General features: G+C 68.5%; 19 protein-coding genes and 1 riboswitch. Of the genes, 2 read left to right on the top strand and 17 right to left on the bottom strand.

Annotated elements, in window-relative coordinates:
* The first annotated feature begins 61 nt into the window (after positions 1-61).
* Entirely contained in the window at positions 62-1,540 is a 1,479-nt protein-coding gene (locus CFB45_RS01195) for an amidase (RefSeq protein ID WP_089424249.1), read from the top strand.
* An 89-nt stretch (positions 1,541-1,629) separates the two neighbouring features.
* Here CFB45_RS01195 and metF read toward each other — a convergent pair whose 3' ends face one another.
* The 9 genes from metF to CFB45_RS01150 all read right to left on the bottom strand — a co-directional run bounded on the left by metF (position 1,630) and on the right by CFB45_RS01150 (position 12,027).
* Positions 1,630-2,460, bottom strand: coding sequence for a methylenetetrahydrofolate reductase [NAD(P)H] (gene metF / locus CFB45_RS01190; protein ID WP_089424248.1), 831 nt, complete (start codon positions 2,458-2,460; stop codon positions 1,630-1,632).
* A gap of 27 nt (positions 2,461-2,487) precedes the next feature.
* The gene (locus CFB45_RS01185) at positions 2,488-2,841 is read right to left on the bottom strand and encodes a phage holin family protein (RefSeq protein ID WP_006477367.1); all 354 of its coding nucleotides are present in this window, start codon (positions 2,839-2,841) and stop codon (positions 2,488-2,490) included.
* 162 nt (positions 2,842-3,003) lie between these two features.
* A complete protein-coding gene (gene ahcY, locus CFB45_RS01180) occupies positions 3,004-4,422 on the bottom strand; it encodes an adenosylhomocysteinase (protein WP_069246874.1) in 1,419 nt (472 codons plus the stop codon).
* A 32-nt stretch (positions 4,423-4,454) separates the two neighbouring features.
* Positions 4,455-4,570, bottom strand: a riboswitch (S-adenosyl-L-homocysteine riboswitch).
* Between the two features lie 108 nt (positions 4,571-4,678).
* Positions 4,679-5,413, bottom strand: coding sequence for an RNA polymerase sigma factor FliA (locus tag CFB45_RS01175; protein ID WP_006484033.1), 735 nt, complete (start codon positions 5,411-5,413; stop codon positions 4,679-4,681).
* A gap of 22 nt (positions 5,414-5,435) precedes the next feature.
* Entirely contained in the window at positions 5,436-6,254 is an 819-nt protein-coding gene (locus CFB45_RS01170) for a nucleotide-binding protein (RefSeq protein ID WP_089424247.1), read from the bottom strand.
* Positions 6,247-7,992: a flagellar biosynthesis protein FlhF gene (flhF, locus tag CFB45_RS01165; RefSeq protein WP_089424246.1), complete on the bottom strand. Its 1,746-nt coding sequence runs from the start codon at positions 7,990-7,992 to the stop codon at positions 6,247-6,249. Before flhF ends, CFB45_RS01170 begins: the two co-directional genes overlap by 8 nt.
* Positions 7,989-10,088, bottom strand: coding sequence for a flagellar biosynthesis protein FlhA (gene flhA, locus CFB45_RS01160; protein WP_089424245.1), 2,100 nt, complete (start codon positions 10,086-10,088; stop codon positions 7,989-7,991). Before flhA ends, flhF begins: the two co-directional genes overlap by 4 nt.
* Positions 10,085-11,281: a flagellar biosynthesis protein FlhB gene (gene flhB, locus CFB45_RS01155; RefSeq protein ID WP_089424244.1), complete on the bottom strand. Its 1,197-nt coding sequence runs from the start codon at positions 11,279-11,281 to the stop codon at positions 10,085-10,087. Before flhB ends, flhA begins: the two co-directional genes overlap by 4 nt.
* A 365-nt stretch (positions 11,282-11,646) precedes the next feature.
* Positions 11,647-12,027 (bottom strand): DUF805 domain-containing protein, encoded by a 381-nt coding sequence (locus CFB45_RS01150; RefSeq protein WP_089424243.1) that lies wholly within the window; start codon positions 12,025-12,027, stop codon positions 11,647-11,649.
* 380 nt (positions 12,028-12,407) lie between these two features.
* Here CFB45_RS01150 and CFB45_RS01145 point away from each other — a divergent pair, with 380 nt between their 5' ends.
* Positions 12,408-12,812, top strand: a complete 405-nt coding sequence (locus CFB45_RS01145; protein WP_089424242.1) for a hypothetical protein — start codon at positions 12,408-12,410, stop codon at positions 12,810-12,812.
* Between the two features lie 78 nt (positions 12,813-12,890).
* Here CFB45_RS01145 and CFB45_RS01140 read toward each other — a convergent pair whose 3' ends face one another.
* From CFB45_RS01140 to CFB45_RS01105, 8 genes are all read right to left on the bottom strand, one after another.
* Positions 12,891-13,388, bottom strand: a complete 498-nt coding sequence (locus tag CFB45_RS01140; protein WP_089424241.1) for a VOC family protein — start codon at positions 13,386-13,388, stop codon at positions 12,891-12,893.
* Positions 13,389-13,554: 166 nt separating this feature from the next.
* Positions 13,555-14,799: a DUF3443 family protein gene (locus CFB45_RS01135; RefSeq protein WP_089424240.1), complete on the bottom strand. Its 1,245-nt coding sequence runs from the start codon at positions 14,797-14,799 to the stop codon at positions 13,555-13,557.
* Between the two features lie 16 nt (positions 14,800-14,815).
* Complete coding sequence (locus CFB45_RS01130) at positions 14,816-15,319, bottom strand: DUF2844 domain-containing protein (protein WP_089424239.1); 504 nt, start codon at positions 15,317-15,319, stop codon at positions 14,816-14,818.
* A 261-nt stretch (positions 15,320-15,580) separates the two neighbouring features.
* Positions 15,581-16,312, bottom strand: coding sequence for a protein phosphatase CheZ (cheZ, locus tag CFB45_RS01125; protein WP_089424238.1), 732 nt, complete (start codon positions 16,310-16,312; stop codon positions 15,581-15,583).
* A 1-nt stretch (position 16,313) separates the two neighbouring features.
* Complete coding sequence (gene cheY, locus CFB45_RS01120; protein WP_039346818.1) at positions 16,314-16,709, bottom strand: chemotaxis response regulator CheY; 396 nt, start codon at positions 16,707-16,709, stop codon at positions 16,314-16,316.
* 67 nt (positions 16,710-16,776) lie between these two features.
* A complete protein-coding gene (locus CFB45_RS01115) occupies positions 16,777-17,868 on the bottom strand; it encodes a protein-glutamate methylesterase/protein-glutamine glutaminase (protein ID WP_089424237.1) in 1,092 nt (363 codons plus the stop codon).
* Complete coding sequence (gene cheD, locus CFB45_RS01110; RefSeq protein ID WP_089424236.1) at positions 17,865-18,590, bottom strand: chemoreceptor glutamine deamidase CheD; 726 nt, start codon at positions 18,588-18,590, stop codon at positions 17,865-17,867. Before cheD ends, CFB45_RS01115 begins: the two co-directional genes overlap by 4 nt.
* Positions 18,587-19,570: a CheR family methyltransferase gene (locus tag CFB45_RS01105; RefSeq protein WP_089424235.1), complete on the bottom strand. Its 984-nt coding sequence runs from the start codon at positions 19,568-19,570 to the stop codon at positions 18,587-18,589. Before CFB45_RS01105 ends, cheD begins: the two co-directional genes overlap by 4 nt.

The following is a 19,570-nucleotide window of genomic DNA, read 5'->3' as shown; positions in this document are numbered from 1 at the left end:
CGCGCACCGGGCCCGCGTTATGCTGCTGTCATCGCCACGAACCACAACGGGGATGACAGCGATGCACTCGGACTATCTCGCGCATGACGCGATCGGCCTCGCCACACTGGTACGTGAACGCAAGGCGAGCCCGCGCGAACTGCTCGACGCCGCGATCGGCCAGGCCGAAGCGGTCAACGGCGCGATCAACGCGATCGTGCTGCAGGACTACGAAGCCGCACGCCAGCGCGCGGCCGCCACACCCGACGGCGGCACCGACGCGCCGTTCGCCGGCGTTCCCTATCTCGTGAAGGATCTCGGCGCGGCGGTCGCCGGGCTGCCGCTGTCGATGGGCAGCCGGCACTACCGGTATTTCGTGCCCGCCGACGATTCGCCGGTGATCGCGCGCAGCCGCGCGGCCGGTCTCAACGTGTTCGGCAAGACCAACACGTCGGAGATCGGCCAGATGCCGTACACGGAACCCGAACTGTTCGGCGCGTGCCGCAACCCGTGGAATCTCGATCACACGCCCGGCGGCTCGAGCGGCGGTGCGGCGGCGGCCGTCGCGGCCGGCATCGTGCCGCTCGCGCATGCTTCCGACGGCGGCGGCTCGATCCGCATTCCGGCGTCGTGCTGCGGGCTGTTCGGCCTGAAGCCGAGCCGCAACCCGGTACTCGTCGACCTGCCGTCGAACGGCGAGCTGGTCGTCCAGCATGCGGTCACGCGCAGCGTGCGCGACAGCGCGCTGCTGCTCGACGTGACGACCGGCCAGACCTTGCCACCGGGCGCGCCCGGCACATTCCTCGGCGAACTCGACACGCCGCCCGGCCCGCTGCGGATCGGCCTCGTGCTCGACCCGATGCTCGCGCCGGCACTCGCCGACGACACGCGCGCGGCGCTCGACGACGCGGCCGCACTGCTCGAATCGCTCGGCCACCATGTCGAGCCGGCGACGCTGCACGTCAACTACGCGCGCGCGGCCGAAACCTTCCTCACGCTATGGGCGACGATCGCCGAGGAGATGGTGCTCGGCGCGCGCGCACTGACCGGCCGCACGCCGAAGCGCGGCGAATTCGAGGCCGCGACGTGGGCGATGGCCGTGATCGGCCGGCGCCTCGCGCGCACGCGCCTGCCGGACGTGCTCGAATGGCAGCGCCAGCTCACCGTGCAGGTGGCCGGCCTCGTGTCGCGCTACGACGCAATCCTGTGCGCGTCGCTCGCGGGCCCGCCGGTGAAGATCGGCGAATTGCAGCCGACGCCGCTCGAAGCGGCGCAGATGAAGGTGCTCGCCGCGCTGCCGGTGAAGCCGCTGCTGAAGGAGATGCTCGCGAGGTCGTCGGAAAAGGCGTTCACGTGGGCCGGCTGCACCGAGCTGTTCAACCTGACCGGCCAGCCGGCGATGTCGGTGCCGCTCTACTGGAACGCGCGCGGGCTGCCGATCGGCGTGCAGTTCGCCGCGCGTCATGCCGACGACGCGCTGCTGCTCCGGCTCGCCCGCCAGCTCGAACAGGCGCGGCCGTGGTTCGAGCGCCGCCCGCCGCTGATGCAGGCGCAGCGCTGACGCACGCGGCCGCGCGCCGCCGACATCGAAAAAAAAGCCCCGCCGGCACAACCGGCGGGGCTTTGACGCATGCAATCGCGTGAGCGCGCTTACATGACGAGCCGTTCACAGATCGTCCGCGTCGCGGCCGCCGTGTTCAGCGTATAGAAATGCAGACCCGGCACGCCCGCGTCGACCAGACGCTGGCACAGGCTCGTGACGACGTCCGCGCCGAACGCGCGGATCGACTCGCGATCGTCGCCGAAGCTCTCGAGCCGGCGCGCGACCCAGCGCGGCACTTCGGCGCCGCACATCTCGGAGAAGCGCATCAGCTGCGAGAAGTTCGTGATCGGCATGATGCCCGGCACGATCGGCACCTCCACGCCCAGCTTGCGCGCATCGTCGACGAAGCGGAAATACGCATCGGCGTTGAAGAAGTACTGCGTGATCGCGGAATTTGCGCCGGCTTTCACCTTGCGCGCGAAATTCTCGAGATCGGCCTTCGGCGAGCGCGCCTGCGGGTGGTACTCCGGATAGCCGGCCACCTCGATGTGGAACCAGTCGCCGTGTTCGGCACGGATGAAGCTGACGAGCTCCGACGCATAGCGCAGTTCGCCGACTTCGCCCATCCCCGACGGCAGGTCGCCCCGCAGCGCGACGATGTGGCGGATGCCGTACGAGCGGTACTGGTCGAGGATCGCGCGCAGGCTGTCGCGCGACGAACCGATGCACGACAGGTGCGGCGCGGCCTCGAGGCCGTCCTTCTGCATGTCGAGCACCGTATCGAGCGTGCCCTGCTGCGTCGAACCGCCGGCGCCGAACGTGCAGGACACGAATTTCGGCTTCAACGGCAGCAGCTGCGCACGCGTGGCGCGCAGCTTCTCGACGCCTTCCGCCGTCTTCGGCGGGAAGAATTCAAACGAGAGTTCGATCGGTTTCATGATTCTGAGGGAACAGGCCCTGGGGCGTCAGCCGATGTCGCGCTGACCGAAGATCAGGGCGGACAGCAGCCACGACACGATGCTGTACAGGATCGAACCGAAGAATGCGGACCAGAAGCCCGACACCTCGAAGCCCTTCAGCAGCGACGACGCGAACCAGAAGCACAACGCGTTCACGACGAGGATGAACACCCCGAGCGTGACGATCGTGACGGGCAGCGTCAGCAGGATCAGCACCGGACGGATCACCGTGTTGATCAGGCCGAGCACGACCGCGATGATCAGCGCCGTGCCGAAGCTCTTGATGTGGATCGACGGCACGAGGTAGGTGATGATCAGCAGCGCGAGCGCGTTGATGACCCAGGTGAGGATGACGCTCATGGAGTGCTCCGGTTCGGTTGTCGATCGGTACGATCAGTGGCCGCCGCCGGCTGCCGCGGGGGCCCGAAGGCGCGCCGCGGCAGCCGGCGATCCCGCGCCGTGCCGCCGTACCGGGTGCGCGCGGGTGACGCGCGAACGGCACGGCGGCAGCGGCGCATCGGATCAGTAGCGGTAGTGGTTCGGCTTGAACGGGCCGTCCTTCTGCACGCCGATGTACGAAGCCTGCTCGTCCGACAGCACGGACAGGTTCGCGCCGATGCGCGCGAGGTGCAGGCGCGCGACCTTTTCATCGAGGTGCTTCGGCAGCACGTACACCTTGTTCTCGTACTCGTTGCCGCGCACGAACAGCTCGATCTGCGCGAGCGTCTGGTTCGCGAACGAGTTCGACATCACGAACGACGGGTGGCCGGTCGCGCAGCCGAGGTTCACGAGGCGGCCTTCCGCCAGCAGGATCACGCGCTTGCCGTCCGGGAAGATGATGTGGTCGACCTGCGGCTTGATGTTTTCCCACTGGTACTGGCGGGTCGACGCAACGTCGATTTCCGAGTCGAAGTGGCCGATGTTGCAGACGATCGCGTTGTGGCGCATCGCCTTCATGTGATCGTGGTTGATCACGTGGTAGTTGCCGGTGGCCGTCACGAAGATGTCGGCCTTGTCGGCCGCGTATTCCATCGTCACGACGCGGTAGCCTTCCATCGCCGCCTGCAGTGCGCAGATCGGGTCGATTTCGGTGACCCACACGGTCGCGCCCAGGCCGCGCAGCGACTGCGCGCAGCCCTTGCCCACGTCGCCGTAGCCCGCGACGACCGCGACCTTGCCCGCGATCATCACGTCGGTCGCGCGCTTGATGCCGTCGACCAGCGATTCACGGCAGCCGTACAGGTTGTCGAACTTCGACTTGGTGACCGAATCGTTCACGTTGAACGCCGGGAACGGCAGGCGGCCGTCCTTTTCCATCTGGTACAGGCGGTGCACGCCGGTCGTGGTTTCTTCGGTCACGCCCTTGATGTGCGCGAGGCGCGTCGAGTACCAGGTCGGGTCCGCGTCGAGGTGCTGCGCGATCGACTTGTACAGCGCGACTTCTTCCTCGTTGGTCGGCTTCGCGATCACCGAACGGTCCTTCTCGGCCTTCGCGCCGAGGATCAGCAGCAGCGTTGCGTCGCCGCCGTCGTCCAGGATCATGTTCGCGAATTCGCCGTTCGGCCATTCGAAGATGCGGTGCGAGAACTCCCAGTATTCGTCGAGCGATTCGCCCTTGAACGCGAACACCGGCGTGCCGGCTTCGACGATCGCGGCAGCGGCGTGGTCCTGCGTCGAGAAGATGTTGCACGAGGCCCAGCGGACGTCCGCGCCGAGCGCCTTCAGCGTCTCGATCAGCACGCCCGTCTGGATCGTCATGTGCAGCGAACCGGCAATGCGCGCGCCCTTCAGCGGCTGCTGCGCCTTGTATTCGTCACGGATCTGCACGAGGCCCGGCATTTCGGTCTCAGCGATGTTCAGTTCCTTGCGGCCCCAGCCGGCCAGCGCCATGTCGGCGACGACGTAATCGTTGGAAGCTTTGGAATCGATAATGGCGTTCATCACGCCCTCCTTTCTAAAAAGTTTCTAGATTGGTGACGTGAGCGCCGTTCAGGAAGCGGGGCCGACGCGGTTGTGCCGCACGACTGCTTGGTGAAGCCTTCCGAGCCTGGCGGACGCAGGGTGGTCCGTCGCAACGCTCCTCGGAAAGCGGAGAGGATTGTAGCAAATCGGCGCGCAGAATGCGCAAGCCTGCACATACACGACGCGCACCCGGCACACGCGCGCGGCGTCGGCGCGCGCGGCCGTCAGTAAAGGGTCAGGACTCCGCGCCGACCCACGCCTGTTCGCGCAGCCGGGCACGCAGGCGCGCGACCGCCTGGCTGTGCAGCTGGCACACCCGCGATTCGCTCACTTCGAGCACCGCGCCGATTTCGCGCAGATTCAGACCCCGTTCGTAGTACAGCGACATCAGCAGCTTCTCGCGCTCCGGCAGCCGCTCGATCGCCTCGACGAGCGCTTCGCGCAGGTGCTCGTCGAGCAGCGCCGACAGCGGATCGGCGTGATCGACGCGGTAGCGGTCGAGGAACGGCTCGTCGTCGGCCGCGCGGTCGAAATCCTCGTAGTAGATCAGCTGGCTGCCGTGCAGGTCCTGCAGCATCCCCTGGTATTCGTCGAGCGGCATGTTCAGGTGCTGCGCGATCTCGGTCTCGCTCGCCGAGCGGCCGAGATGCTGCTCGACCTGGTGCACCGCGTGCTCGACCTCGCGCGACGTCTTGCGCAGGCTGCGCGGCAGCCAGTCGTTGCTGCGCAGCTCGTCGAGCATCGCGCCGCGGATACGCTGGGTCGCGTAGGTCTCGAACTGCGCGCCCTGGTCTTCCTTGTAGCGGCCGGCCGCGTCCATCAGGCCGATCATGCCGGCCTGGATCAGGTCGTCGAGGTCGACGCTCGCCGGCATCTTCGCGACGAGCTGCAGCCCGAGGCGTCGCACGAGCGGCGCATATTGCGCGAGCACGTCGGCCTGGGACATCTTTCCTTGAGCGTTGTACATCATGGCTCTCTCCTTCCGGTGGCGCTCACGCGGCGTGTGCCGCGCCCGCCTCATACGACGGCTTGCCGCCCGCGTGCACGGCACGGCCCGCACCCGAGCGCGGGCGCATCGGCCAGTACAGCAGGTCGGCGGCAATCTGCCGGTAGTCGCGCGCGGCGGGCGACGACGGGAACGCGTCGACCGCGGCACGCGTCAGCTCGCGCGCATGCTCGACGAGCGGATCGGCGCTCACGCAGCCCGCGTCGGCGATCGACACCGTCAGGTAGCGGCTCGCGACGCCCGCGAGGTTGTCGAACGCCGTCTTCGCGTCCGCGTGGCTGCCGACGTGATTGGTCAGCACGCGGAACTGCGCGAACGCATGCGCGAAATGCAGCCGCTTCATGCACGCATACGCCTCGGTGATCGCCTGCGCGGCGACCCGCGTGACGACCAGCACGTCGTGCGCTTCGCGGGCGAGCGCCGAGAACGAACCGTCGGCGCCGAGCTGCGCGTCGACGAGGACGATGTCGGCCGGGCCGTCGATGAAATCGCTCAGCTGCGCGTCGGTGTAGCCGGTGCGCGCGAGCCGCGCCGCGGCGCACAGGCCGAAGCCGGCCGCGACCCGCGTGCGCTCGCCGTCGCGCAGCCACGCGCCCGCCAGCGTCGCGCTGGCCGAATGCACGTCGGCACGCTCGTCGACGACGAGCACATCCTTGCCGAGCGACGCGAGCGCCGCCGCCAGGTTCACGACGGTGGACGTGCAGCCGACCCCCGCCGGCCCGCCCGCCACCGCGACGATGCGTGACGCGCGCCCGGCCAGCAGGCGCCGCAGCCCTTCGGCCTGGTCGATGATTCGTTTATCCAAATCGCACCTCGTGAAGCTCGGCGGTGGAACGTGCGGTCAGTGCGGAAAGCAGCGTCGGCATGTCCTCGTCTTGCGGCACGAAGGGCGAGCCGTCACGCGGTACACAGAACGCGCTCTTCAGCAGGAATTTGGTCGACGCGACGTACAGGTTCTCCGGCACTTTCTGGCCGGTCGACACGTAATGGATCGGCAGCTTGTAGCGGATCACCGTGTCGAGCACGCCGCCGAGGTGGGTCGCCTCGTCGAGCTTCGTGAGGATGCAGCCGGCCAGGTCCGGATGCTCGCCCGCGCTGCGGTACGCCTGCACGACTTCGTTGAGCGTGTCGCCGTGGCTGGTCGCGTTGAGCAGCAGCAGGCGCTGCACCGGCGCGTTCGCCCCGTGCAGCATCGCGATCTGGTCGGATACCGCCCGGTCGCGCTGGCTCATGCCGATCGTGTCGATCAGCACGATGTGCTTGTTGCGCAGCTCGGACAGCGCGAGCGCGAGGTCGCCCGCATCCTTCACCGCGTGCACGGGCACGCCGAGGATCTTGCCGAAGATGCGCAGCTGCTCGTGGCCGCCGATCCGGTAGCTGTCGGTGGTCAGCAGCGCGACCTTGCTCGCGCCGAAGCGCATCACGCAGCGCGCGGCCAGCTTCGCGGTGGTGGTCGTCTTGCCGACGCCCGTCGGCCCCATCAGCGCGAACACGCCGCCGCGCTCCATCAGCGCATCTTCGCTTTCGAGCACCGGCAGGTTCGACGCGAGCACCGACTGCGCCCATTCGGCGGCCTGTTCGAAGGTCTGCGCGCCGTCGCCGGCCGGCATGTTGTCGACCAGCATCCGCACGAGCTGCGCGGAGAAGCCGGCCGCGAACAGGTGCTTCGTCAGCGCGCCATGCACGGCGCTGCGACGCTGGCGGTCGTGCCACATCAGGCTGTCGAACTGCTCTGCCATCATCCCGCGCAGTTCGCCGAGCTCCTGCATCACCGTATCGTTGACGATCCGCTCGATGCGCGACTTCACGGCATCGGCCACCGCGGCGGCCGCGTCGGCGGACAGGCGCGTGCGCTCGGCCGCCTTCGCGGCATGCGCGGCGCTCGTGTTCGTGTCGGGGGCGCGGGGGGCGGCGGCCGGCATCCGGCGTTCGGCCTCGCGCACGATGTCGCGCGCCCAGTTGGGCGGCGTCGCGCTCGCGGCGGCCTGCGGGGCAGGCGCGTTCGCTTGCGGCGCGGCGGGCGTCGCCTGCGCACGCGCCATCAGCGCGTCGCGCTGCTGCGTCAGGCGCTTCGCGTGCTCGACGAGCCACGGCGCGGGTTCGGAGGTGGCGGCCGGTGCGGGGGCGGCGGAGGACGGCGCTGCCGCGGCCGGCGCTTCGTCATCGAGCGCCGAAGGTTGCGCCGTCGCCTCGTCCCCGTCGGCGCTTGCACCGAACATCGACGAGAACACGTCCGGCAACCCGCCTTCGCCTGCCGCATACGGATTGACCGTCGGGCGGGCCAGCGGCGTGCCCGGGCGCGACACGATGCCCGGCACGGCGGCAGCCGGCACCGATTCCGGCGGGCGCGACGCGGCGATGCGCGGGCGTGCCGCGGCCGGCGGGGTCACGGCGGCCAGGTCCGAATCTGCCAGGGCGACGATTTCCACGCTGCCGTCATCGAGCGTGCGGTTCGACAGCACGACCGCGTCGGCGCCGAGCGCCTCGCGCACCAGACGAAGTGCGTCGCGGCTCGTTGCGCCGGTGAATTTGCGAATGTTCAAGCGGAACCCCCGATGACGTTAACGACTTTGATCGTGCGTGTGTCCGGCACTTCGGCATACGACAGCACTTTCAATTGCGGCAGGCTGCGGCGCAGGAAACGCGCGAGCATCGCGCGCAGCGCGTGCTGCACCAGCAGCACGGGCGGCAGCCCGAGATTCTGTTGACGCAGCATCGCCTGTTGCGTGCCGGTCAGAAGGTTGTGCGCGAGGCCGGGTTCGAGGCCCGGATTCGCGCCGGTGGCGAGCGCCTGCGACAGCACGCGCTCCAGATTCGAGTCGAGGCCCATCACCTGCATCTCGCCGGCACCCGGATACCACTGCTGCGTGATCGCGCGGCCGAGCGACAGCCGCACGGCGGCCGTGATCTCGAACGCGTCGCCGCGGCCCGCGTGTTCGGACACGGCTTCGAGAATCGTGCGCATGTCGCGGATCGGCACGCCTTCCTCGAGCAGGTTCTGCAGCACCTTCTGCAGCGTCGTCAGCGAGATCGTCTTCGGCACGAGGTCCTCGACGAGCGACGGCGCATCCTTGCCGGTGCGCTCGATGAGCGACTGCACTTCCTGGCGGCCGAGCAGCTCGGCCGCGTGCTGGACGACCAGATGGTTCAGGTGCGTCGCGACGACCGTGCTCGCGTCGACCACCGTGTAGCCGTACACCTGTGCCTGTTCGCGCATCGCGACGTCGATCCACACGGCCGGCAGCCCGAACGCGGGATCCTGCGTGACGGCGCCCGGCAGCGCGGCCGTCACCTGGCCGGGGTTGATCGCGAGCCACTGGCCCGGGAACACTTCGCCGACACCGATCTCGACGCCCTTCAGCGCGATCCGGTACGCGTTCGGCCGCAGCTCGAGGTTGTCGCGGATATGGATCACCGGCGGCAGGAAGCCGATTTCCTGCGCGAATTTCTTGCGGATGCTCTTGATGCGCTTGAGCAGTTCGCCGTCGCTGTTCTTGTCGACGAGCGGGATCAGGCGGTAACCGACTTCCAGCCCGAGCGGGTCGATCAGCTGCACGTCGTCCCAGGTCGCCTCGTGGCTGTCCGACGGCAGCACCGCGGGCGGCGCGATGTCGGTCAGGTCGCCGGCCGCCTTGCGGGCCGCCGCGCGCTTGGTCTGCGTGCGGGCCAGCCAGATCGCGCCGCCGCCGAGGGCGAGGAACGCGAAGTGCGGCATGCCCGGGATCAGCCCCATCAGCACGATGATCGCGCCGGTGATGTTCAGCACGCGCGGGTTCGTGAACAGCTGGCCGGTGATCTGCGTGCCGATGTCCTCGTCGGTCGCGACGCGCGACACGATCACGCCGGCCGCGGTGGAGATCACCAGCGACGGGATCTGCGCGACGAGGCCGTCGCCGATCGTCAGCAGCGTGTAGTTCGTGCCGGCGGCCGCGAACGTCATGTCGTGCTGGACCATCCCGACGATCAGCCCGCCGATCACGTTGATCGCCATGATGATCAGGCCGGCGATCGCGTCGCCGCGCACGAACTTCGACGCGCCGTCCATCGACCCGTAGAACTCGGCTTCCTGCGACACGGCCAGGCGGCGCTTGCGCGCCTGCTCTTCGTTGATGAGGCCCGCGTTCAGGTCGGCGTCGATCGCCATCTGCTTGCCGGGCATCGCGTCGAGCGTGAAGCGCGCGGACACTTCGGCGATCCGCCCCGCGCCCTTCGTGATCACCATGAAGTTGATGATCATCAGGATCACGAACACGACGATGCCGACCGCGAAGTTGCCGCCGACCAGGAAGTGGCCGAACGCCTCGATCACCTGGCCGGCCGCGTCCGGGCCCGTGTGGCCTTCGAGCAGCACGACGCGCGTCGAGGCGACGTTCAGCGACAGGCGCAGGAGCGTCGAGAACAGCAGCACGCTCGGGAACGCCGCGAAGTCGAGCGGCTTCATCGTGTACATGCTGACGAGCAGCACCATCACGGACAGCGCGATGTTGAACGTGAACAGCAGATCCAGCAGCATCGGCGGCAGCGGCAGGATCATCATCCCCAAAATCATGCAGATGAGGATCGGGCCCGCGAGTGCGCGCAGGTTCGTGCCCGCGAACGGGTTCGGGCGCTTCGCGAACAGGCCGGTTGGGGTGCTCATGCCGTACCTCCCTTGCCGAGCGCGTCTTCCTGCTCTTCGCGTTCATCGTCGGCGGACACCGACGCGCCCTTGTCGAGGTCGGCCGGCACCTCCAGATCGACCGGCATCGCCGGGAACGCGCCGCCTTCCGAACGGAAGCGCTTGAGCTGGTAGACCCACGCGAGCACTTCGGCGACGGCCGAGTACAGCGAGCCGGGAATCTCGCGTTCGAGTTCGACGTTGTGATACAGCGCACGCGCGAGCGGCGGCGCTTCGAGCAGCGGCACGTTGTGTTCGGCCGCGAGTTCGCGGATGCGCGCGGCGACGAGGTTCACGCCCTTCGCGACGACCTTCGGCGCGCGCATCTCGCCGTCCGTGTATTGCAGCGCGACGGCGAAGTGCGTCGGGTTCGTCACGACCACGTCGGCCTTCGGCACGGCCGCCATCATCCGGCGGCGCGCGATCGCACGCTGCTGCTGGCGGATCCGCCCCTTCACGTGCGGATCGCCTTCGTTCTCGCGATGCTCGCGCTTCACTTCTTCCTTCGTCATGCGCAACTTCTTGTTGTACTGCCAGATTTGGTAAGGCACATCGAGTGCGGCGACCACCAGCATCCCGGCGACCGTCGTGCCGCAGCACACGGCGATCAGGTGCAGCGCATCGGGCAGCGCCACGCGCAGCGGCTGCGTCGCGAGGGCGAGCAGCTCGTCCTTGCTGCGCCAGATCGCGATGCCGCCGATGCCGCCGACGACCAGCGTCTTCGCGAACGACATCCCGAGCTGGATCGGCCCCTGGATCGAGAAGATCCGGCCGAGGCCCGAGATCGGGTTCAGGCGGTCGAACTTCAGCTCGAACGTCTTCGACGAGATCAGCCAGCCGCCAAGCGCCATCGGCGCGAGCAGCGCGGCGACGCCGGTGAGCGCGAGGATCGGCAGCAGCGCGGCGAAGCCTTCGAGGCTCGCGCTGCCGGCCGCCGACAGCATCCGGCTCGTGTCGAACGCGGTCGCGCGATCGAACGTGAACGCGCCGCGCAGCATCGCCTGCAGATGCCCGCCCGACGGGCCCGCGAGCAGCCACGTGCCGTAGAACCCGGCCGCGAGCAACGCGAACGAAGCCAGCTCGCGCGAACGCGCGACCTGCCCCTCCTCACGCGCCTTCTCGAGGCGCCTGGGAGTGGCGGCTTCGGTCTTGTCGAGATCGCTCTCGTCTGCCACGGGGCCTCCAGTCGGGTACGGCGGAATGCCGCTTTCCAGTGACACCGATTATTCATGGAGGCGTCAAACGCCGATCGGTCGAGCAAAGCCGGGAAAGGGGGGTATTTCGGGGAATCGGGCGAACCGGTGCGAACGGGGCCGGACGGGGGACGGAACGGGGTGCGGCGCGGCGGTAAAACGTGCCGGCGGGGGCGATGGCGGGTGTCGGCGCCGGGCGGAGCGGCGACGGCGTGAAGCGGGGAAGAAGCAGTGAAGCAGTGAAGCAGTGAAGCAGTGAAGCAGTGAAGCGGTCAGCGGTCAGCGGTCAGCGGATGCGACGCGAAATCGGGCCCCGACGCGGCGTCGCGCGTCGGGGCAGGCGTCGGTCAGGCCGCCACGATCGGGTCCGCGCCGAAGCGGTTCGGACCTTCGGTGCCGCGCGTGCACGTCCATACCAGCAGCAGGATGCCGCCGACGACCGGAATCAGCGCGAGCAGCAAGAACCAGCCCGAGCGGCCCGTATCGTGCAGGCGGCGGACGCTGACCGCGAGGCCCGGAATGATCAGCGCCAGCGAAACCAGGGCGAGTACGGCGAGCAGCAGCAGCGTGATCAGGCCGCCGTCGCGGCCGGCCGCGCCGATGATCTGCGCGGCGATCGACAGCACCGTGGTCAACAGCACGAAATACCAGTATTCGGCACGACGCGCACGGCCTTCGAATGTCGCGTATTTATTGAGTACGGCACGAACGGCTTCGGAAAAATTCATTTTATTACCCTCCTGTTTTATATAGACGACCCCGGAAACAACGCCGGCATTATATGTTTGAATTTAGACGGACTCCATCTCTTTTCACATACCGGTAGTGCGCGCACCGGCCGTCTTGCCGGCCCGCACGGTGCGGGAATGGCTGCAATAGCGGAATCCGGCGCCATCGGCTTGCATGCCGCGTCATTTTAATAATCTTGAAGACCTGACAGAAACGACAGCCCCCGGATAATCCAGCATTTGATTACATCCGAATGAAATCGAGTGCGATCGATAATCGGCCGCGAGTGTGCCGCATTCGATTAACCGGCCGGCATTACGCGGGCGTGCAAAGCGCGCTACGCTTCGCCATGATTTGCCGATTCCGGTCGAACCGCACCATGCTCGGTCATCCGCTCGTTCCGTTGCTGTCGCTTGCCTGCGCGCTGGCCGCCGGATGCGCGGGCACGCCGGCCCTGCCGCCCGGCGCGCAGGCGCCTGATGCGCCGCATCCCGGCACGATCGCCCTGCGCGATGCATGGAACGGATCGACGCAACCCCTGCGCGCGCAGGATTTCCCCGCGAGCTTCATCTTCCGCTGCGTCGACACGCGCGGCGAGCCGGCGGAACGCGCCCGCGCGGCCTGGTGCGTGCCGGTCGTCGAGATCGAATCGGTGCCGGTCGATGCCGCCGGGCGCCCGGTCGCGCCGGCCGACGCCGTCCGGATCGAAAGCACCGCGTACGGGCCCGACCACCGCTTCCTCGACCACACGCGCCTGATGCGCGACGGCCGGCCGCCGGCCTAGCGCCCATTCCGGCCGCCCACGGGGCTTGCGCGGCCCGCCGGTTCGCCGGTTCACGCCTGCACCCCGCCACCCGGCCCCCTAACCCGCCGCCGCCCGCTGCAACGCGTCGAGATCGAGCTTCTTCATCGTCATCACCTGCGCCATCACGCGCTCCGCGCGCGCCGGATCGCCCGTCATCAGCTCGCTCATCTGCGCCGGCACGACCTGCCACGACACGCCGAAGCGGTCGCGCAGCCAGCCGCACTGCTGCGCACGCTCGTCGCCGCCTTCCGACAGGCGCGCCCAGTAGCGGTCGATTTCGTCCTGGTCCCGGCAGTTGACGACGAACGACACGGCCGGCGTGATCTGGAACACGGGGCCGCCGTTCAGCGCGACGAAGGCCTGCCCGTCGAGCTCGAACGCGACGGTCATCACCGCACCCTCCGCGCTGCCGGACGCATGCGCGCCGGCCTTGCCGTAGCGCGCGACATGCACGATGCGCGCGTTGTCGAACACCGATACGTAGAAACCGGCGGCCGCCTCGGCGTCGCGGTCGAACCACAGGAACGGCGTGATGCGTTGTATGCGCGGGTTCATGGCGCTGCCTCCTCGATGTCGTGCCGGCATGGGTGCCGGTATTACATCGTAGGCGCTGTGCCCGCGCGCGGCGGCGCGCCGGTCGGACCCGTCGTGCCGCGCACGGCCGTCGAATAAAAAAGGGGGCGATCGCTCGCCCCCTGGTCCTGCGTGTCGCCGTGCCGCGTCAGAACGCGACGAAAGGCGCCGCGCCGCCGCTCGCGGTCTTGTCCATCCCGAAGTAGATCGTCCGGTTGTAGAAGTGCGGCATGCCGATGTCGAGCCAGCTGGACGAACCAAACGGGCCCGCGATGTCGTTGAACGCGAACGTCGACGGGTTCGAGAACAGTGAATCCGCGTTCACGACGGGCATTGTCACCGTGCCGCTCACGCCGTTCTGGCCGGTCAGCGTCGCCGAATTGCTGGTCGTCGTCGACGGGCAGTAGAACTGCGTATTCTTCGGGCAGGCCGGCAACGTGCCCGACGTATCGTTGAAGAAGTACGCATTCGAACCCGTATCGAAGAACGCGGTCACGTTGCGCCCCTGGAACGTCGCGCTGACGTCGCCCGTCGTGGTCGACGTCATCACGGTCTTCCCGGTCAGGTCGGGCAGGCCGAACGTCAGCGTGCCGGTTGCGCTGGCCTGCCCGCTGTCCGAAATTTTCGGCATGCTCACGCTCACCCCGCTGCTGTCGGCGAAGCGATGCACCGGGTTGGCGACCTGCTGCGCCACCGGCACGAGCGCGACCGTGCAGTTCGCGTTGTTGCCGTTCGGGCACGCGTAATAGTTGTTGTTCGTCGACGTCGACGTCGCGCAGGTCGTGCCGCAGTCGACCGGCGCCGGCCCGATGCCGAGGATCCCGTTCGCGCCGAGCGCGCTTGCCGAGTTGGCCGACGCGCCGCCGTTCGTGCACGAGCTCGGCACGTTGGTCGTGCCGAGGTCGCCGATGATCTGCACGGGCAGCGAACTCGCCTGCTCGGAGCCGATCGACAGGTCGACCGTGCGCACCGACCCCCACGTATAGCTCGACACGAACTTGCCGCACTCGGCGACCGGCGCGCCGCCGCTCGTCACCTGCGGGAGGCTGCCGAGCACGCCCGACACGGCGCTGCCGACGAGCCGCAGCCCGTAGGACGCGGTATCGACGAGCACGTTGTTGACCACCTGGCAGTTCGACGTGCCCGGCGCGCAGACCTTCAGGCTGACGGTCGGGATGTTGATCACGTTCGCGACGCCGGCATTGACGGTGATGACGGCCGTGTTCCCGGAATTGCCGTCCGAGCCGCCGTTACCGTTGTTGCCGCCGTTGCCGTTGTTGCCCGAGCTGCTGCCGCCGCCGTCTCCGCCGCCGCATGCCGTCACGAGGACGGCCGTTGCCGCCGCAAGGCCCAGCACGCCGAGCCAGCGCTTGAATGTACGAGGAATTCTCAAGATCGCTCTCCCGCTGTCACTGGATGTCGGTGCCGGTCAGGCCGGCAGGCAGCGCCGCCGGCAGCCACGCCTGGCCCGAGAAGGCGCCCATGTGGCCGCCTGTCCGGATCACGAGGCCGCTGGTGTCGACGGACACGGGCGCGCGCCAGCCGCGCGCCTGGTGCGCCGCCTGGACGCCTGCGGTGTACTGCGGGAAATAGCTGCCGAGCAGCGACGCGAGATCCGGCATCGTCGGCCCTTGCCATGCGAGGCCGAACACGCTGCCGGCGGCCGACGTGTATTCGTGGATGACGGTGCCCGATCCGAGCGTGATCTCGCGGACGGTATAGGCGGCCGTGCTCGTCTGCATGCCGTCTGCCGAACGCATCGCGCGCTGCAGTGCGCGCACGGTTGCGGCCCGATCGTCCGCCGGCGGCGACATCGGCGCGCCGCCCAGTTCAGCGTATGCGTGGACACTCCACAGCACACCCATTGCAGCCGTCGCGTGCGCGACGGCCCAGCCCAAGCGTTTCAGCTTCACGTTCCCCCCAAGGGACTGGCTTCGTCGACGGCGGTGCGGCCATCGCGCCCGCGCCACCAGCCAACATATGAAATCGTACGATTGACGCTACGTTGCTGCTGACGCGTAGTATGCCTGCTGAGTGTGTCGAAGTGTCAATTTGACGCAGGATCGCGCTGCGCCACGCGGGGGCCGCGTGCGCGGTGAAGGAGTGCGGGGGACGGTGTGACGCGGGCATCGGGCGCCGCTGCGAGACGCGGCGCGCCGATGCCCGCGGCAGGGTCAGAAGCCCAGGCTGGCGAGCAGGTCGTCCACCTGCCCCTGGTCCTGGACCACGTCGGTCTTGCCTTCCGGCGCGATCTGCGGGCCGTTCAGCAGCGACTCGGGGCTGCCGGTCGGGCTGATCTGCTCGGCCGCGAGCAAAGCCGCGGTGGCCGCGAACTGCTCGCGCCGCTCGGGCGCGATGTTCTCGACGAGCACCGTGAGGAGCTGCTGCTCGATCAGGTAGACCATGTCCATGATCTTCTTGATCACCTGCCCGGTCAGGTCCTGGAAATCCTGCGCGAGCATGATCTCGAGCAGTTGCGCGCGGGTGGCCGAAGCCGATTCGGGCAGCGTGCGCAGGAACGTGCGCGTATCGTCCATCAGCTCGCGCACTTCCGCGTGCTCGATCGGTGCCGCATACCACTGGGCCCAGCGCGCGTCGAGCGCCTCGGCCTCGTTCTGGATGCGCTCCTGCATCGGCTTCGCGACCTCGATCGCGTTCAGCACGCGCACGGCGGCCTGCTCGGTCATCGTCGCGACGTAGCGTAGCCGGTCGCGCGCATCGGGCACGGCTTCCGCCGCCCGCTCGACATGCTTGTCGAGCCCGAGCTCGCGCATCGAATCGCGCAGCGTGCGCGTGACATGGCCGATGCGCGCGAGGATGCGGTCGCTCGCGAAATCGGCGCCTTCGGCCTGGCCGTCGGCGCTGAACCCGGCGCCGGTCAGCGCGGCATGGATCGGCTCGTTCACGTCAGCTCCCGGTCTTCGCCATCTTGTCGATGATCTTGTTCAGCTTCTCGTCGAGCGTCGCGGCCGTGAACGGTTTCACGACGTAGCCGCTCGCGCCGGCCTGCGCGGCCGCGATGATGTTCTCCTTCTTCGACTCGGCCGTGACCATCAGCACCGGCAGGTGCGTGAGCGTCGCGTCCGCGCGGATTTCCTTCAGCATCGCGAGGCCGTCGAGGTTCGGCATGTTCCAGTCGGAGATCACGAAGTCGAAACCGCCGCCGCGCAGCCGCGCCAGGCCGGCCGCGCCGTCCTCGGCCTCGTCGACGTTCGAATAGCCCAGTTCCTTGAGCAGGTTGCGGACGATCCGGCGCATCGTCGGGAAATCGTCCACCACCAGGATTTTCATGCTCTTGTCCATCGTCGTTCCTTTCCAGATTCGTTTCCGTCGGGACGCGTATCGTGGCACGCGCCCCGTGACATTCCATTCAAACGCGCTGCACGCGGTCGCCCATCGTCGCCAGGCGCGCCATCACGCGACGGCTCATCTCGGCGAGCGGCACGATCTCGTCCGCGCCGCCGAGCGCGATCGCCTCGCGCGGCATCCCGAACACGATGCAGCTTGCTTCATCCTGCGCGAACGTGTGAGCGCCCGCGCGTTTCATTTCCAGCAGGCCGGCCGCGCCGTCGCGGCCCATCCCGGTCAGGATCACCCCGAGCGCGTTCTTGCCCGCGTGCGTCGCCGCCGAGCGGAACAGCACGTCGACCGACGGGCGGTGCCGGTTCACCGGCGGCTCGTCCGACAGTTGCGCAATATAGTTCGCCCCGCTTCTCGCAAGCAACAGGTGCGCGTGGCCCGGCGCAATATATGCGTGGCCCGGCAGCACGCGCTCGCCGTGCTCGGCTTCCTTCACCGCGATCCGGCACAGGCCGTTCAGCCGCTGCGCGAACGACTTCGTGAAGCCCGGCGGCATGTGCTGCGCGATCAGCACGGCCGGCGCATCCGGCGGCAGCGGCGTCAGCACTTCGCGGATCGCCTCGGTGCCGCCCGTCGACGCGCCGATGATGATCAGCTTCTCGGTACTGACGAGCGGGTTGTTGATCATCGGCGCGGCCGGGTGGCTGTCCGTCGCGCGCGCGGCGGCCTGCGGCTGCGGCGCCTGGCGCACGCGCGCCCGCGACGCCGCGCGGATCTTGTCGGCGAGCTTTTCCGCGTAGTCGAGCATGCCGTCGCGAATCCCGACGCGCGGCTTCGTGACGAAATCGACCGCGCCGAGTTCGAGCGCACGCAGCGTGATTTCCGAGCCGCGCTCGGTCAGCGACGACACCATCACGACCGGCATCGGCCGCAGGCGCATCAGCTTCTCGAGGAAGTCGAGCCCGTCCATGCGCGGCATTTCGACGTCGAGCGTGAGCACGTCGGGGTTGTGCTGCTTGATGAGCTCGCGCGCGACGAGCGGATCGGGCGCGGTCGCGCACACCGTCATGTCGGGCTGGCTGTTGATGATCTCGGTCATCAGGCTGCGGATCAGCGCCGAATCGTCGACGCACAACACTTTGATCTTCTGCACTGCGGTCATGCCTCCTGCTTTCTTGATAGGTTCGCCGCCCGCACGCCGCCGGCCGGCGCCGCGCTGCGCGCGCCGAACAGCTCGATGCGCGGGCGCGCCGGTTGCGGCGGGGCCGGACGCTTGGCCGCGAACAGCTCGACCTGCGGACGCGGCCGTGCGGCGCGGGCGCGATCGGCCTCGCGGGCGAGCGCGGCTTCGCGCTCGGTGACGCCCGGCACCTGCAGCCGCAGCTTCTTCACCGCCGCGCGCCCCGTGGCCGCCATGAACGCGACCTTGCGCGGGTGCACGCCCTGCAGGTCTTCCGCCGTGATGCGGATGCGTTCGAGCGCGAGGTAGCGGCGCACGAAATCCGCGTTGCGGTCGCCGATGTTGATCGTCGTCATCCCGGCCAGCACGGCGGCGCCCCCGAACACCTTCGCCTCGAAGCGTTCGCGGCGCCCGCCGGCCTTGATCATCTCGTTGATCAGCACTTCCATCGCATACGCGCCGTAGCGCATCGATTCCGACGCGGCCGCGCCCGGGTCGGCGCCGTCGTCGGGCAGCATGAAGTGGTTCATCCCGCCGATGCCCGCGTACGGATCGTGCAGGCACGCGGCGACGCACGAGCCGAGCACGGTCATCAGCACCATGTCCTCGGACGTCGTGTAGAACTCGTTCGGCAGCAGCTTCACGCCGGGACGGCCGAAGTGGTTGTCGAAGTAGCGATTGGTGGCGATCGGCAAGGCGCTCATCCGCGCTCTCCCAGAGCGGATGCGGCGCCCGCGGCATGCATGCGCGCGGGAGACGGCATCGCGCTCGCCTGCGCGCCCCGCGGCCGCGCGCCCTGGGCGGCGTCGCGGGTCAGTTCGTACACCGTCTGCCCGCGCAGCCGGAACGCCTGCGTGACATACGTGAAGTTCTCCGAATGGCCGGCGAACAGCAGCCCGCCCGGCTTCACGAGCGGCTCGAAGCGCGACAGCACCTGCCCCTGCGTCGGCTTGTCGAAATAGATCATCACGTTGCGGCAGAAGATCGCGTCGAACGGCTTCGCGATCCCGTAATCCGCATCGGTCAGGTTCAGCTGCTCGAAGCGGATCATCGCGCGCAGCTCGGGGCGCACCTTCACGCGGCCGGCCTGCGCGCCCGTGCCCTTCAGGAAGAAGCGCTTCAGCCGCTCCGGCGCCAGGTGCTTGACCTGGTCGTACGTGTAGATGCCGGCCTCCGCCTTCGCGAGCACCTGCGTGTCGAGGTCGGTCGCGAGGATCGACGCGCCGCGCGCGGCCGATTCGCCGAGCGCCTCGATCAGCGTGATCGCGATCGAGTAAGGCTCTTCGCCCGTCGACGCCGCCGAGCACCAGACCGAGACCGGCGCCGGCCGCCCTTTCACGAAATCCGACAGGATCGGGAAATGGTGAGCCTCGCGGAAGAACGCGGTCAGGTTCGTCGTCAGCGCATTGGTGAACGCTTCCCACTCGAGCGGATCGTCTTCCTGCTCGAGCAGGTCGAGGTAGTCGCGGAACGTGTCGAGGCCGCGTGCCCGCAAGCGGCGCGCGAGACGGCTGTACGCCATGTCGCGCTTGTGCTCGGACAGCGAGATTCCCGCGCGTTGATGGATCAGCGCGCGAATGCGTGCGAAATCCGCGCTGGTGAACGCGAAATCGCGCCCCGGCTCGCCCGCGCGAGGCGAGGCATCCGGTGCATCGGGTCGAAACGGCGCGCGCGCATGCGGCAT

This window comes from Burkholderia sp. HI2500 (genome assembly GCF_002223055.1).
Taxonomy (GTDB): Bacteria; Pseudomonadota; Gammaproteobacteria; order Burkholderiales; family Burkholderiaceae; genus Burkholderia.
Note: the sequence above shows the minus strand (reverse complement) of the source record. Positions and strands in the feature narration are given on the sequence as shown.